Origin of the sequence: Candidatus Accumulibacter sp. ACC012 (assembly GCF_907163155.1) — a bacterium.
GTDB classification, from domain to species: Bacteria; Pseudomonadota; Gammaproteobacteria; order Burkholderiales; family Rhodocyclaceae; genus Accumulibacter; species Accumulibacter delftensis.
This window is the reverse complement of record NZ_CAJQUC010000002.1, coordinates 596424-612231: the sequence shown is the minus strand read 5'-3', so window position 1 is coordinate 612231 and position 15808 is coordinate 596424. Positions and strand designations below refer to the sequence as shown.

Below are 15808 nucleotides of genomic sequence, written 5' to 3'. Positions count from 1 at the left end.
CAGCCTGCGGCTTGAAATACGGGTCCGCGCCACCATCTGACGGCACGAACCTCAACCTGAAGGACACAATCGATGTCTGCAACCCCCAAGTTGGCTACCGAGCCAGTCGAACTTCCGCTGTTGCCCCTGCGCGACGTGGTGGTTTTCCCGCACATGGTCATTCCGCTCTTCGTCGGGCGGCCGAAGTCGATCAAGGCTCTCGAAGTGGCCATGGAAGCGGGCAAGAGCATCCTGCTCGTCGCTCAGAAGTCCGCCGTCAAGGACGAACCGGAAGCCGAGGACCTGTATGACATTGGCTGTGTAGCCAACATCCTGCAGATGCTGAAGCTTCCCGACGGGACCGTAAAAGTGCTGGTCGAAGGTGTCCAGCGTGCGCGTCTGGAGACCATAGAATCTCGTGATGAGATGTTTTTCGCACGTGCTCGCTCAGTGCTTGCCGATGACGGCGTCAATCATGAGGTCGAGGCGCTGCGGCGTGCGGTGATCGCTCAGTTCGATCAGTACGTCAAACTCAACAAGAAGATTCCGCCGGAGATCCTGACCTCGATCGCTGGCATTGAAGAAGCTGGCCGCCTGGCGGACACCATTGCCGCGCACTTGCCGCTGAAACTCGAGCAGAAGCAGGAAGTGCTCGAGATGTTCGATATCCGCGCGCGTATCGAGCGCCTGCTGACGCAACTCGAAGCCGAGATCGATATCCTGCAGGTGGAGAAGCGGATCCGCGGGCGTGTCAAACGCCAGATGGAAAAGAGCCAGCGCGAGTACTACCTCAACGAGCAGGTCAAGGCGATTCAGAAGGAACTCGGCGAGGGTGAAGATGGCGCCGATATGGAGGACCTCGAGAAGAAGGTAAAGCTTGCCGGGATGGGCAAGGAAGGGCTCGCCAAGGCACAGGCAGAGCTCCGCAAGCTCAAGCTGATGTCGCCGATGTCGGCCGAAGCAACAGTGGTGCGCAATTTCATCGAAACGCTGATCGGACTGCCGTGGCGCAAACGGACGCGCACCAGCAAGGATCTGGCGGCAGCGGGAAAAGTCCTCGACACCGATCACTGGGGCCTTGAAAAGGTCAAGGAACGGATCATCGAGTATCTCGCCGTACAACAGCGCGTCGACCGCCTCAAGGCGCCAATTCTGTGCCTGGTCGGTCCGCCTGGTGTCGGCAAAACGTCGCTTGGGCAGTCGATAGCGCGTGCGACCGGTCGAAAGTTCGTGCGCATGAGCCTGGGTGGCGTTCGCGACGAGGCCGAAATCCGTGGCCATCGGCGCACCTACATCGGCTCGATGCCGGGCAAGATTCTGCAGAACATGAGCAAGATCGGCGTCAAGAACCCGCTCTTCCTGCTCGACGAAGTCGACAAGATGGGGCAGGATTTTCGCGGCGATCCGAGTTCGGCCTTGCTGGAGGTGCTCGATCCCGAGCAGAACTCGACTTTCGTCGATCACTATGTCGAGGTCGAGTACGACTTGTCGGAAGTGATGTTCGTCGCTACCGCCAACACCTTGAACATTCCGGCACCCTTGCTCGACCGCATGGAGGTAATCCGGCTGTCAGGCTATACCGAAGATGAGAAGGTCAACATTGCGCAGCGCTATCTGTTGCCCAAACAGATCAAGAACAATGGCTTGCGCGCTGGCGAATTGACTGTCGCCGAGAGCGCGCTACGCGATATCGTTCGCTACTACACACGTGAGGCGGGCGTGCGATCGCTCGAACGCGACATTTCGAAGATCTGTCGCAAGGTGGTGAAGACGCTGCTGCTCAGAAGCAGTCAGCAGAAAGTTGCCGTCAGCGCGCGCAACCTGGACAAGTTCCTCGGCGTTCGGCGCTTCAACTACGGCGTCGCCGAGCGAGAGAACCAGGTTGGCCAGGTGACCGGGCTGGCGTGGACCGAAGTTGGTGGTGAACTGCTGACCATCGAGTCGGTGGTCCTGCCGGGCAAGGGCAAGACGACGACCACCGGCAAACTCGGCGAGGTGATGCAGGAGTCGGTCCAGGCGGCCGTTTCGGTGGTGCGCAAGCGCGCCGGATCGCTGGGCATTGATCACGACTTCTACCAGAAGAGTGATATCCACATCCATTTGCCGGAAGGCGCGATCCCCAAGGATGGCCCCTCCGCCGGTGTCGGGATCTGTACGGCACTGGTTTCGGTGCTCACTGGTATTCCGGTGTGCTGCGATGTGGCGATGACCGGCGAGATCACGCTGCGTGGCGAGGTTCTGCCGATCGGAGGCCTCAAGGAGAAACTCCTGGCAGCGGTTCGCGGTGGCCTGGCGCGGGTCTTGATCCCTGAGGAAAACGTCCGCGATTTGGCCGAGATCCCGGACAACATCAAGAACAAGCTGGAGATCATCCCGGTCAGGTGGATTGACCAGGTCTTCGCGCACGCACTCGAGCGCAAGCCGGAGGCTCTGCCCGGCGAAGCGGCGCCGACGCCAACACCGGCTGTCGCCGGGACCGCGTCCGAGGGAACTTCGCCAGCCGGGCAGGCGGTGCTCAGGCACTGAGTGGGCACGGCAGCCGGGTTAGGGTTTGAGGTGGGAAGTCTCCAGTTTTCTGCTTCTCCGCTTTTACGACGCGGCGCCAGCGGACTTGAACCTCTTCGAAGGTCCGCCACGGTAAATTTGTTCTCGCACTGAACTCAAGGCGAGACGTGGCCGGTAGAGTTCTTGGTCATGCGCAGATAGTCGAAGACCAAGCGGATGTTACGGTTGAGGCGGCGCATTTTCTCGGCAAGGCTGGTTTTGCCATCGGCGAAGTGGTGGAGGATGCCGACGGCGAAGCGGCGCAGGCGTGACATATTCTCGGGACCGTGACCGGTGCGAATCCGGCTGCGGTCTTCGTCGTAATTCCAGTCAATGACGTAGTGACAACGGTTTTCAATCGACCAATGGCCGCGATTGATGGCGAGGAGGCGCTGCGGGCTGGCCTGTTCTGGAGGGCGACTGGTGACACCGAGAGCGGTTTCGAGCGTACGCTTGCCACTCTTCTTGTGCACCACCTCGCGCTCGATCAAGAACACCTGGCCCACATGCGGGAAATCGAGATACGCGTTGAGGGCGTCGCTACACCAAATGCGCCGGGTTTCGATCCGACCATGGTCAGGTGGCGAAATTGCCACGTAGTCTGGCGCCTTGCGATTCTGGAACAGGACTGCGATGTCGGCTTCCAGTGTTGGCTGATTGCCTTTGGCCGTGAAATGGTAGTGCGCCTTGCGCTCCACCAAGTAGGTTGCCAGCTTGCGCTGTGTCAGCAGCGCGTCGGCGGTGATGTCCTTGCCCTGAATTTCGATCGCATCGAGCAGGGGCATGAACATCCCGATTTCATTGGTTTGCTTGAGCTCTTCCCCGCCATTTACGGGCAAAGTTCCGACTTTTTTTGGGTGTGGCACACGCCGGTCTGATGCCCGACCACGCTCATGATGTGCGTTTGCTGCCCGTTCTCGTCATGGGCATTGCGCATGGTCTTGCCGTCGACGGCAAGGCTGGGATCCTCTTGAGCGTAGGCCTTGTTCCACTGCTGATACGCTTGGTCGAGTGCCGTGGGATCGACGCGGATCAGGACGTCACGGATGATGAACTCACTCGGTACGCGGTAAATTCCCTGCTCGCGGCGACAGCGGAAGCGTTCGCGCGCTTTGGGTTTGAGGTCTTGTGCCCAACCGGCGATGGCCTTGTAGCCACGCATTCCGCACAACACCGCCGCGGTGGCGATGGCCAGAACGGCAGGAAGGGGGTGGCGCCTGCCTTGCGCGCGACGCGGATCGGCGATGTCAGCGAAGAAATCGGGGAGAGTGCGCATCTGTTCGGCGGTGAGCATCATCCTTGGCGCTCCTATACGATAGCGGGGGTTGAGTATCGAACGGGAAAGTTGGGCGCGAGCATCGGCCTGCAATGGGCGAACGAAGACGACTTTGGGCGACGCAGGGTGGGCGCTGTAGCCTTCTCGGGTCCGGCGAAAGCCTTGGGTCAGCCCCAGAGGCGCCCAGTTCGCGGCCCGATAGACGGTCCCCTGGAAGCGCGACGGATCCACAAAGGTCTCCAGCAGTAACAGCGGTTTCCCGAAATGGGCCTGCCAGTCCTCTGCGAGCCGTCGCTCACAGAGCGAGAGCACCTTGGAGCCAAGATTGGCGTAATGCCAGTCGGGAAGGATCAGAAAGCGACTGTTGTTGGCGACCAGGCCCAGGCGATCGTACTGATGCCGATAGTCCCAGCCAATCCAGCGGTCACGAACGCCGCATTTCCAGGCCGCCGCGGAGAAACTCAGCAAGGCCGCCCACTCTTCGCCGTGCGTAGCCACGTACCAGAGCGTGTGCCCGATCTTCGCCAGATCGCCCAAGTAGTGATGCTCTGCCATCAATTCTCGATAGCGAGCCTCTTCGCTCTTCCTCACCAAGCGAACACGCAATGCACACACAACGCCTTCCATGTGCCATTTATACGGGCTTTCTGCGCGGATGTCCAGGGGGACGAACTAACTGCTTGATTGCCCGTGCGTTGCCTGAGAGGACAAATCCACCCTGGAAGGTCCGCAATGCGGTCTGGCCAAGCGACGGCGGATGCGATAAACTCGCATCTCTTTGCTTGGATCATACGACGGGTGCTTAGCTCAGTTGGTAGAGCGCTAGCCTTACAAGCTGGATGTCGGCGGTTCGAGCCCGTCAGCACCCACCAGCACCAGAGGTTCTGCAGCGATTGGAGTGGTAGTTCAGTTGGTTAGAATACCGGCCTGTCACGCCGGGGGTCGCGGGTTCGAGTCCCGTCCACTCCGCCATTGCCAATAGGGCGAACGCAAGTTCGCCTTTTTTGTTGTATCGACAATATTTCAATGAGTTAACAGGCTACAACCATGATCTTCGATGCCGTTCGCAATAACAAGAGAGTCGTCCAGGTGTTTCTTGCCCTGATCACCTTGCCATTTGCCTTCTGGGGTGTCGACTCCTACGTCCGCGATTCCGGCGCCGGTACGGACTTGGCCAGCGTCGGTGACTCGAAGATCACCATGCAGCAGTTCGATCAGGCATGGCGGGTGCAGCAGGATCGCTTGCGGCAGGCCTTGGGTGCCAATTTCGATGCGGCAGCCGTGAATACGCCGGAAGCGCGTTTGGCGGTGTTGAACGCGTTGGTGGACCAGCGTCTGCTGCTGCTCGAAGCGTCCAAAGGCGGACTGGTTGCGAGCAACGATCAGTTGCGGGATGTGATCAGCAAGATTCCGGCCTTGCAGGAAGACGGCCAGTTTTCGATGGCGCGCTATCAGGCTGCGCTCGCGGCGCAGGGCATGTCGCAGCCACAGTTCGAAGCGCAACTGCGTCAGGACCTCACCTTGCAGCAGCTGGTGGCTGCGGTTGGCGATACCGCCATCGTCGCGAGCGGGACGAGCGACGAGATGCTGCGCATTCAATCCGAGGAACGCCAGGTCGCCGAGCTGCGTTTCGCTCCGGAGCAGTTCGCTGGCCAGGTGAAAATTGATTCCGCGGCGCTCGAAAAATACTACGAAGAAAACAAGCAGCGCTTTGAAATCCCGGAACAGGCGAAGGCGGATTACGTCGTCCTGTCGCTTGAAGCGCTGATGGACAAGCTGACGCTCAGCGAAGTCGAAGTCAGCGCCTGGTACGAAAGCCACAAGGATCGCTACCAAACGGCCGAAGAGCGGCGCGCGAGCCACATCCTGATCCTCGTCGATGCGAATCTGGATGAGGGAAAGGCGAAAGCCAAAGCGGATGGCATTCTCAAGGAGCTTCAGGAATCGCCGGGCAAGTTTGCAGAACTGGCCAAACAGCATTCCCAGGATCCAGGTTCTGCTCAAAAAGGCGGCGATCTCGGCTTCTTTGGCCGCGGCATGATGGTCAAGCCCTTTGAAGAGGCCGTTTTCAAACTTCAGGAGGGCGAGATTTCCGGTGTCGTGCGCTCGGAGTTCGGCTTTCACATCATCCAGCTGACCGGAAGCAAAGCGGGGGCACAACGCGCGCTGGCCGAAGTCCGTTCGGAACTCGAGGACGAGCTGAAGCGTCAGGCAGCATCCCGCCAGTTCGCCGAAGCCGCGGAGGCGTTCAGCAACATGGTCTATGAGCAGCCCGACAGCTTGCAGCCGGTCGTCGAAAAATTCGACCTGAAGATCCAGCATTCGGGCTGGTTGCCGCGCGACTCGAGTCCAGCAGCGCTGGCGGCACTGGGTGAGCTCGGTAATCAGAAGGTGCTGACGGCCTTGTTTTCGGCTGACTCGCTGAAAAGCAAGCGTAATACCGAAGCGATCGAAGTCGCGCCGAATGTACTGCTGTCGGCCCGCGTAGCAGAGTATCAAGCGGCGAGCAGCAGGCCCTTTGTCGAGGTGCGGGGAGACATCGAAGCCGCTCTGAAGACTCAGGAGGCGGCGGCGCTTGCCCGCCAGGCGGGTGAGACGAAACTCAGTGCTCTGCAGCAAGGGGGAACCGAGGCCAAGGCTGACTGGGGCCCGCTCAAAATTGTCTCGCGACTCGAACGCCAGCAGTTGCCGGTGGCGGCGCTACAGGCCGTTTTCCGGGCGGACGTGCAGAAATTGCCCACCTATGTTGGCACCGAGGTGGCGGGCGGGACCTACGTACTCTACCAGATCAGCAAGGTCAGCCAGCCGGCCGTGGTCGATGAAAAGCGGCGCGAAGCGCTGCAGCGTGAGTACAGTACGATTCTTGGTCAGGAGGACTTTGCTGCTTATCTAGCCGGGTTGCGCTCGCGTTACAAGATCGATATCAATAAGTCGGCGCTGGACAGCAAGCAGCGCTAGGCGATTGTCGGAAGAGGACGAGCTGCCACATTGCGCCGCATTTTCGATCGCCCGCGAGGCGCGACAACAGGCGCATAGTCCATTAATGTGAAAGTCGCGAATGCGACTCACGAACCTCCCGACTCACGAACCTCCCTTCGCCCCCTGCGCGAGAAGGGCCGGGGGAAGAGGGGGGGCGGTTATGACTTTCATCATCCGGGGTATGTCGACTGTCATGATCGTTAGCCTGGGGCTGCCGGCTCAGGCAGGCGCTCCGCCGTCGGCGGATGGATTTACCGGCGTCGCGACCTCGTGGCTGCCCTGCAAAGGGTCCAGGACGAAAAAAACCCCGCCGAAGCGGGGTTTTTTGTTGAGCGGTTAAGCTCGGGCGGGACTTACATGTCCATGCCACCCATGCCACCCATGCCACCCATACCACCCATGCCGCCGCCCATGCCGCCGGCTGGCTTGTCTTCGGGCAGTTCGGCGACCATGCAGTCAGTGGTCAGCATCAGGCCGGCGATCGAAGCAGCGTTTTGCAGCGCGGTGCGGGTGACCTTGGTCGGATCGAGGACGCCCATTTCAACCAGGTCGCCATACTCGCCGGTGGCTGCGTTGTAGCCAAAGTTGCCGGTGCCCTGCAGCACTGCATTGACGACGACGGAAGGCTCTTCGCCAGCATTGGCGACGATTTCGCGCAACGGTTGCTCGAGCGCGCGCAGCACGATCTTGATCCCCGCCTCTTGGTCGTGGTTGTCGCTCGTGACCGCGGCCAACGCACTGCGGGCGCGTAGCAGGGCCACGCCACCACCAGGAACGATGCCTTCTTCAACAGCGGCGCGAGTGGCGTGCAGTGCATCTTCGACGCGTGCCTTCTTCTCCTTCATTTCGACTTCGGTGGCCGCACCGACTTTGATCAGGGCCACGCCGCCGGCAAGCTTGGCGACGCGTTCCTGCAGTTTTTCCTTGTCGTAGTCGCTGGTCGCGGTCTCGATCTGCGCACGGATTTGCTTGACGCGTGCTTCGATGGTGCTCGAAACGCCGGCGCCGTCGATGATCGTCGTGTCTTCCTTGCCGATCTCGATACGCCTGGCTTGACCCAGTTCTTCGAGGGTTGCTTTCTCGAGCGTCAGGCCGACTTCTTCGGCAATCACTTGGCCGCCGGTGAGCACGGCGATGTCTTCGAGCATGGCTTTACGACGGTCGCCGAAGCCCGGTGCCTTGACGGCGCAGGTCTTGAGGATGCCGCGGATGTTGTTGACCACCAGGGTGGCGAGTGCTTCACCGTCGACGTCTTCGGCGACGATGAGCAGCGGACGGCTGGCTTTGGCAACCTGTTCGAGAATCGGTAGCAGGTCACGGATGTTGGAGATCTTCTTGTCGAAGATCAGCACATACGGATTTTCCAGGATCGCGTTCTGCTTTTCGTTGTTGTTGATGAAGTAGGGGCTGAGGTAGCCGCGGTCGAACTGCATGCCCTCGACGACATCGAGTTCATTGTTCAGCGACTTGCCATCTTCAACGGTGATGACGCCTTCCTTGCCGACCTTGTCCATGGCGCGGGCAATGATGTCACCGATGTCGTAGTCAGCGTTGGCCGAGATTGCTCCGACCTGCGCGATTTCCTTGTTGGTCGAGCAGGGCTTTGAGAGGTTCTTAAGTTCTTCGACGGTTGCCGTTACGGCCTTGTCGATGCCGCGCTTGAGATCCATCGGATTCATGCCGGCGGCGACGAACTTCATGCCTTCACGGACGATCGCCTGGGCCAGCACGGTCGCGGTGGTCGTACCGTCACCTGCGATGTCGGAAGTCTTGGAAGCGACTTCCTTGAGCATCTGGGCGCCCATATTGGCGAACTTGTCCTTGAGTTCGATTTCCTTGGCCACGGAGACACCGTCCTTGGTGACGGTCGGAGCGCCATACGAGCGATCCAGAACAACGTTGCGACCCTTCGGGCCGAGGGTGATTTTGACTGCGTCGGCAAGAAGGTTAACGCCTTCCACCATGCGCGCGCGTGCGCTGTCGCCAAACTTGACGTCTTTAGCTGCCATAGAGGTAACTCCTAGAATTCTTTAATGATTGGATTCAGAACCGGAAAGCCGATGGGGATTCCCGGGGTCGGTGCAGAGAGCTGCCGTGCCGGAGGCTCTAGGCCTCGACGACGCCCATGATGTCTTCTTCACGCATGACGAGCAGTTCCTCTCCATCGATCTTGACGGTCTGGCCAGCGTACTTGCCGAACAGGACGCGGTCACCCACCTTGACTGCGAGGGCGCGCACGGAGCCATCCTCAAGCAGCTTGCCATTGCCAACGGCGCGGATCTCGCCTTGATCGGGCTTTTCGGTAGCCGCATCGGGAATGACGATACCTGAAGCGGTCTTGCGCTCCTCTTCAAGGCGCTTGACGATCACGCGATCATGCAACGGACGAATTTTCATGCAGTTTCTCCTTCGGTTAAGCATATAGGGGTAACAAAACTAGCGGACACCACCTGCTGCGCTTACGCAACTCGGTGGCAGGGTGTTAGCACTCAACGCTAGCGAGTGCTAATAATAGGGGCGGGCCGGGTGAATTTCAAGGGCTAGTGCGCTTCTTTGTCATCAAGCCGTGCGCACGGAGGCCTGCGCGACCACCGTCGTCACTCTCGTTGCCGGCGATTGACCCGCGCCAAGCGATTCCGCGACAATGCAGATCCTGCTCTTCAATACGCTGCGCATCCTGCGGTCCAAGGTGTTCGCGCGGGGTAGCCCACCGAGTCAAGGCGGATTCTATGTACTACGGCGAAAAACTCAACGCCTGGACTCATGTTGTCGGGGCTGTGCTCGCTCTCGGCGGTGCGGTGCTGCTGATCGTTGTCGCGGCGCGTGACGGCGACGTGTGGAAAATTGGCAGCGTATCAATCTACAGCCTGACCCTGGTGCTGCTCTACAGCTTCTCGGCGCTGTATCACAGCTTTCGAGGACGTGCCAAGGACATCCTGCGCAAGCTGGATCACCAAGGCATTTACCTGCTCATCGCCGGCAGTTACACGCCGTTCTGCCTGGTGACCTTGCGCGGCCCGTGGGGCTGGTCCTTGCTCGGCACCGTGTGGGGGCTGGCTATCCTTGGCAGTCTGCAAGAGTTGCGCCCGCGCAACGAGGCTCGTCATCTCTCGTTGGTGATTTATATCGTGATGGGGTGGGCCGTGCTGGTGGCACTGGTGCCGCTGCTCAAAGCGCTGGGCACGGCCGGGTTCGTGTGGGTCGCTGCAGGTGGCGTCTTCTACACCGTTGGTATCATCTTCTATGCCCTCGATACTCGCCTTGCTCATGCGCACGGTATATGGCATCTGTTCGTGATGGCCGGTAGCACCGCGCACTACTTCGCAATTCTGAATTACGTTCTATGATCCGGGCGGCGGTGCGCCGCATGGTCATGGCGGGAAAGCGGCTGTGCCTGACGCTGGCGTCGCTGGACGCCGCCGGCGACGTGTGAGCCGCAGTTTTCACGTGTGGCAAAGAGGGTCGCACGCCACTGTGAGAACACTGGTGCAGCCGCGCGCAGCGGCGGGGTCGGCAGTCGGCAGCACTGATCGGGCTTGCTCTGGCGGCCTTGGGGCTTGCTGGGGTGACGCACGCGGCTGCTATCTGGTGACCCGGTGAAGGGCTTGTGAAACAGCGAATACGCAAAAAAGCCGAATAAGAGTTGACCAGGTCCTGCCGGCTCGCTACAATGCTTCCTCTTCGCAGCACGCAGGGCCAGGCAGGGCAGCTTCATCGCTCAGGTCGAGGCAGTAAGTGCCGCGAAACAGAGGTAGAAATTTCTATCTTCAGTGTCGCGGGGTGGAGCAGTCTGGCAGCTCGTCGGGCTCATAACCCGAAGGTCACAGGTTCAAATCCTGTCCCCGCAACCAGCTCTTTAAAAATGAGACAACCGATAGGTGTGGGTTCTTGGTCTGGGGTGATCTGCTTATGCGGATTGCCAAAAAGATGGAGTAACTTGCACGGAAGTAAAGCTGTTGGTCTGAGGGAACTTGGGCTGATGGAAGAACGTCGAGCGAGGGTTTCAGGATTTGAACTGAAGAGTTTGATCCTGGCTCAGATTAAACGCTGGCGGCATGCCTTACACATGCAAGTCGAACGGCAGCACGGGGGCAACCCTGGTGGCGAGTGGCGGACGGGTGAGTAATACATCGGAACGTGCCCTGGAGTGGGGGATAACGTAGCGAAAGTTACGCTAATACCGCATATTCTGTGAGCAGGAAAGCAGGGGATCGCAAGACCTTGCGCTCTGGGAGCGGCCGATGTCGGATTAGCTAGTTGGTGGGGTAAAGGCCTACCAAGGCGACGATCCGTAGCGGGTCTGAGAGGATGATCCGCCACACTGGGACTGAGACACGGCCCAGACTCCTACGGGAGGCAGCAGTGGGGAATTTTGGACAATGGGCGGAAGCCTGATCCAGCCATGCCGCGTGAGTGAAGAAGGCCTTCGGGTTGTAAAGCTCTTTCGGCGGGGAAGAAATTGCTTGGGTTAATACCCTGAGTAGATGACGGTACCCGAATAAGAAGCACCGGCTAACTACGTGCCAGCAGCCGCGGTAATACGTAGGGTGCGAGCGTTAATCGGAATTACTGGGCGTAAAGCGTGCGCAGGCGGTTTTGTAAGTCAGATGTGAAATCCCCGGGCTCAACCTGGGAACTGCATTTGAGACTGCAAGACTGGAGTTTGGCAGAGGGGGGTGGAATTCCACGTGTAGCAGTGAAATGCGTAGAGATGTGGAGGAACACCGATGGCGAAGGCAGCCCCCTGGGCCAATACTGACGCTCATGCACGAAAGCGTGGGGAGCAAACAGGATTAGATACCCTGGTAGTCCACGCCCTAAACGATGTCAACTAGGTGTTGGGAGGGTTAAACCTTTTAGTGCCGTAGCTAACGCGTGAAGTTGACCGCCTGGGGAGTACGGCCGCAAGGCTAAAACTCAAAGGAATTGACGGGGACCCGCACAAGCGGTGGATGATGTGGATTAATTCGATGCAACGCGAAAAACCTTACCTACCCTTGACATGTCAGGAATCCTGGAGAGATTTGGGAGTGCTCGCAAGAGAGCCTGAACACAGGTGCTGCATGGCTGTCGTCAGCTCGTGTCGTGAGATGTTGGGTTAAGTCCCGCAACGAGCGCAACCCTTGTCATTAATTGCCATCATTGAGTTGGGCACTTTAATGAGACTGCCGGTGACAAACCGGAGGAAGGTGGGGATGACGTCAAGTCCTCATGGCCCTTATGGGTAGGGCTTCACACGTCATACAATGGTCGGTCCAGAGGGTTGCCAACCCGCGAGGGGGAGCCAATCTCAGAAAGCCGATCGTAGTCCGGATCGCAGTCTGCAACTCGACTGCGTGAAGTCGGAATCGCTAGTAATCGCGGATCAGCATGCCGCGGTGAATACGTTCCCGGGTCTTGTACACACCGCCCGTCACACCATGGGAGCGGGTTCTGCCAGAAGTAGTTAGCTTAACCGCAAGGAGGGCGATTACCACGGCAGGGTTCGTGACTGGGGTGAAGTCGTAACAAGGTAGCCGTAGGGGAACCTGCGGCTGGATCACCTCCTTTCTAGAGAAAAGCTGGATCGAGAGCTCACAACCTATCGGTTGTCACAAGAAGCACAAGCGGATGGGTCTGTAGCTCAGTCGGTTAGAGCATCGTCTTGATAAGGCGAGGGTCGTTGGTTCGATTCCAACCAGACCCACCAGCGTATCTGGCGGAAGGCAACGGTGAGCAAGGCCATTGAGGCCCTTCTGGCGGGATGTTGGGAGGTGTAGTCACCCGATAGATTGGGGGATTAGCTCAGCTGGGAGAGCACCTGCTTTGCAAGCAGGGGGTCGTCGGTTCGATCCCGTCATCCTCCACCACCCGCAACTTGTGAGATGTCAGGCCTGAAGAGTTTTAGGAGTCTTCAGGCCTGACCCCTTACGGGGCTCGTGCTCTTTAACAAAATGGAAGAAGGTTCGTATCACTGGTTAAGCGCAGTCGGTTTGATGCGTGGAGAGGCTGGTGATACGGTTGTGATTGCATCGATCCTCCTGTTGATTTGGGGGGAGCACAAGAAGTTGCCTGTAGCTTGAGGTCTCGCAAGAGAGCTTAAGGTTATAGGATCAAGTGAATAAGTGCATGTGGTGGATGCCTTGGCGATTACAGGCGATGAAGGACGTACAAGCCTGCGAAAAGCTCTGGGGAGCTGGCAATGAAGCTTTGATCCAGAGATATCCGAATGGGGAAACCCACTCCGCAAGGAGTATCCCACGCTGAATATATAGGCGTGAGGAAGCGAACCCGGCGAACTGAAACATCTAAGTAGCCGGAGGAAAAGAAATCAACCGAGATTCCCAAAGTAGTGGCGAGCGAACTGGGAACAGCCTGCAAGTGATAGCAGTTGTGTTAGCGGAAGCCTCTGGAAAGTGGAGCCGTAGTGGGTGAAAGCCCCGTACGCGAAAACATGATTGTGGTACTAAGTTTGCGACAAGTAGGGCGGGGCACGAGAAATCCTGTCTGAACATGGGGGGACCATCCTCCAAGGCTAAATACTCGTAATCGACCGATAGCGTACCAGTACCGTGAGGGAAAGGCGAAAAGAACCCCGGGAGGGGAGTGAAATAGATCCTGAAACCGCATGCATACAAACAGTGGGAGCCCCTTCGTGGGGTGACTGCGTACCTTTTGTATAATGGGTCAGCGACTTACGTTCAGTAGCGAGCTTAACCGAATAGGGGAGGCGTAGGGAAACCGAGTCTGATAAGGGCGACTAGTTGCTGGGCGTAGACCCGAAACCAAGTGATCTATCCATGGCCAGGATGAAGGTGCGGTAACACGCACTGGAGGTCCGAACCCACTAATGTTGAAAAATTAGGGGATGAGCTGTGGATAGGGGTGAAAGGCTAAACAAACTTGGAAATAGCTGGTTCTCTCCGAAAACTATTTAGGTAGTGCCTCAAGTATCACCGACGGGGGTAAAGCACTGTTATGGCTAGGGGGTCATCGCGACTTACCAAACCATTGCAAACTCAGAATACCGTTGAGTGCGAGCTTGGGAGACAGACATCGGGTGCTAACGTCCGGTGTCAAGAGGGAAACAACCCAGACCGCCGATTAAGGTCCCCAAGCCATAGTTAAGTGGGAAACGAGGTGGGAAGGCTTAGACAGCCAGGAGGTTGGCTTAGAAGCAGCCATCCTTTAAAGAAAGCGTAATAGCTCACTGGTCGAGTCGTCCTGCGCGGAAGATATAACGGGGCTCAAACTATGCACCGAAATCGCGGATATGTAATTTATTACATATGGTAGGAGAGCGTTCTGTAAGCCGTTGAAGGTGTCTTGAGAAGGATGCTGGAGGTATCAGAAGTGCGAATGCTGACATGAGTAGCGATAAAGGGAGTGAAAAGCTCCCTCGCCGAAAGCCCAAGGTTTCCTGCGCAACGTTCATCGGCGCAGGGTGAGTCGGCCCCTAAGGCGAGGCTGAAAAGCGTAGTCGATGGGAAACAGGTTAATATTCCTGTACCTCTTTGTAATGCGATGGGGGGACGGAGAAGGTTAGGTCGGCCGGGTGTTGGACGTCCCGGTTCAAGCGTGTAGGAAGGTCTTTTAGGCAAATCCGGAAGATCAATTCTGAGGCGTGATAACGAGTGGTCTTTGACCGCGAAGTGATTGATACCATGCTTCCAAGAAAAGCCTCTAAGCTTCAGTTACAGAGAGACCGTACCGCAAACCGACACAGGTGGGCAGGATGAGAATTCTAAGGCGCTTGAGAGAACTCAGGAGAAGGAACTCGGCAAATTAGCACCGTAACTTCGGGATAAGGTGCGCCCTGATAGGTTGAAGCCCCTCGCGGGTGTAGGCTGAAAGGGTTGCAGTGAAATGGTGGCTGCGACTGTTTAATAAAAACACAGCACTCTGCAAACACGAAAGTGGACGTATAGGGTGTGACGCCTGCCCGGTGCCGGAAGGTTAAGTGATGGGGTGCAAGCTCTTGATCGAAGCCCCGGTAAACGGCGGCCGTAACTATAACGGTCCTAAGGTAGCGAAATTCCTTGTCGGGTAAGTTCCGACCTGCACGAATGGCGTAACGATGGCCACACTGTCTCCTCCTGAGACTCAGCGAAGTTGAAATGATTGTGAAGATGCAATCTCCCCGCGGTTAGACGGAAAGACCCCATGAACCTTTACTGTAGCTTTGCATTGGACTTTGAACCAATCTGTGTAGGATAGGTGGGAGGCTGTGAAACTGGGACGCTAGTTCTGGTGGAGCCAACCTTGAAATACCACCCTGGTTTGTTTGAGGTTCTAACCATGGCCCGTGAATCCGGGTCTGGGACCGTGCATGGTAGGCAGTTTGACTGGGGCGGTCTCCTCCTAAAGTGTAACGGAGGAGTACGAAGGTACGCTAGGTACGGTCGGACATCGTGCTGATAGTGCAATGGCATAAGCGTGCTTGACTGCGAGACACACACGTCGAGCAGGTACGAAAGTAGGTCATAGTGATCCGGTGGTTCTGTATGGAAGGGCCATCGCTCAACGGATAAAAGGTACTCTGGGGATAACAGGCTAATACCGCCCAAGAGTTCATATCGACGGCGGTGTTTGGCACCTCGATGTCGGCTCATCACATCCTGGGGCTGTAGTCGGTCCCAAGGGTATGGCTGTTCGCCATTTAAAGTGGTACGTGAGCTGGGTTTAAAACGTCGTGAGACAGTTTGGTCCCTATCTGCCGTGGGCGCTGGAAATTTGAAGGGGGCTGCTCCTAGTACGAGAGGACCGGAGTGGACGAACCTCTGGTGTACCGGTTATGACGCCAGTCGTATTGCCGGGTAGCTAAGTTCGGAAGAGATAAACGCTGAAAGCATCTAAGCGTGAAACTCGCCTTGAGATAAGATTTCCCTGGGGACTTGATCCCCCTGAAGGGTCGTGGTAGACCACCACGTTGATAGGCTGGGTGTGGAAGCGCAGCAATGCGTTAAGCTAACCAGTACTAATTGCCCGTGAGGCTTGATCCTATAACCTTAAGCAGCAACTCAGAAACGAAGTGCAATCACAACGCTGCAC

The 15808-nt window shown here is 57.8% G+C and carries 7 protein-coding genes, 5 tRNA genes and 2 rRNA genes; 10 read left to right on the top strand and 4 right to left on the bottom strand.

Annotation, left to right across the window (positions count from 1 at the left end; genetic code table 11):
* Positions 1–72: 72 nt before the first annotated feature.
* Positions 73–2505, top strand: a complete 2433-nt coding sequence (gene lon, locus QZ648_RS03285; protein ID WP_169067686.1) for an endopeptidase La — start codon at positions 73–75, stop codon at positions 2503–2505.
* A gap of 134 nt (positions 2506–2639) precedes the next feature.
* Here the strand turns inward: lon and QZ648_RS03280 are convergent, their stop codons facing one another.
* Together QZ648_RS03280 and QZ648_RS03275 are read right to left on the bottom strand one after the other, a co-directional pair.
* The gene (locus QZ648_RS03280; RefSeq protein WP_291996092.1) at positions 2640–3314 is read right to left on the bottom strand and encodes an ISAs1 family transposase; all 675 of its coding nucleotides are present in this window, start codon (positions 3312–3314) and stop codon (positions 2640–2642) included.
* A 38-nt stretch (positions 3315–3352) separates the two neighbouring features.
* On the bottom strand, positions 3353–4354 hold the full coding sequence (locus tag QZ648_RS03275) for a Druantia anti-phage system protein DruA (protein ID WP_291996091.1): 1002 nt from the start codon (positions 4352–4354) through the stop codon (positions 3353–3355).
* Between the two features lie 241 nt (positions 4355–4595).
* Here QZ648_RS03275 and QZ648_RS03270 point away from each other — a divergent pair.
* The 3 genes from QZ648_RS03270 (at position 4596) to QZ648_RS03260 (ending at position 6757) form a co-directional block, all read left to right on the top strand.
* Positions 4596–4671, top strand: a tRNA-Val gene (locus QZ648_RS03270).
* Between the two features lie 23 nt (positions 4672–4694).
* A tRNA-Asp gene (locus QZ648_RS03265) sits at positions 4695–4771 on the top strand.
* 75 nt (positions 4772–4846) lie between these two features.
* Positions 4847–6757 (top strand): SurA N-terminal domain-containing protein, encoded by a 1911-nt coding sequence (locus tag QZ648_RS03260; protein WP_169067687.1) that lies wholly within the window; start codon positions 4847–4849, stop codon positions 6755–6757.
* Between the two features lie 374 nt (positions 6758–7131).
* Here the strand turns inward: QZ648_RS03260 and groL are convergent, their stop codons facing one another.
* Complete coding sequence (gene groL / locus QZ648_RS03255; RefSeq protein WP_291996090.1) at positions 7132–8787, bottom strand: chaperonin GroEL; 1656 nt, start codon at positions 8785–8787, stop codon at positions 7132–7134.
* A 97-nt stretch (positions 8788–8884) separates the two neighbouring features.
* Complete coding sequence (gene groES / locus QZ648_RS03250; RefSeq protein WP_169067689.1) at positions 8885–9175, bottom strand: co-chaperone GroES; 291 nt, start codon at positions 9173–9175, stop codon at positions 8885–8887.
* A gap of 332 nt (positions 9176–9507) precedes the next feature.
* On the opposite strand from groES, the gene QZ648_RS03245 reads away from it, so the two are divergent.
* The 6 genes from QZ648_RS03245 to QZ648_RS03220 all read left to right on the top strand — a co-directional run bounded on the left by QZ648_RS03245 (position 9508) and on the right by QZ648_RS03220 (position 15759).
* The gene (locus QZ648_RS03245; RefSeq protein ID WP_169067690.1) at positions 9508–10125 is read left to right on the top strand and encodes a hemolysin III family protein; all 618 of its coding nucleotides are present in this window, start codon (positions 9508–9510) and stop codon (positions 10123–10125) included.
* Between the two features lie 427 nt (positions 10126–10552).
* Positions 10553–10629, top strand: a tRNA-Met gene (locus QZ648_RS03240).
* Between the two features lie 161 nt (positions 10630–10790).
* A 16S ribosomal RNA gene (locus QZ648_RS03235) occupies positions 10791–12328 on the top strand.
* A 62-nt stretch (positions 12329–12390) separates the two neighbouring features.
* Positions 12391–12467 (top strand) — tRNA-Ile (locus tag QZ648_RS03230).
* Positions 12468–12551: 84 nt separating this feature from the next.
* Positions 12552–12627: transfer RNA gene (locus QZ648_RS03225), tRNA-Ala, on the top strand.
* A 241-nt stretch (positions 12628–12868) separates the two neighbouring features.
* A 23S ribosomal RNA gene (locus tag QZ648_RS03220) occupies positions 12869–15759 on the top strand.
* Together the 16S and 23S rRNA genes with 3 tRNA genes alongside form the textbook arrangement of a ribosomal RNA operon.
* Positions 15760–15808 lie beyond the last annotated feature (49 nt).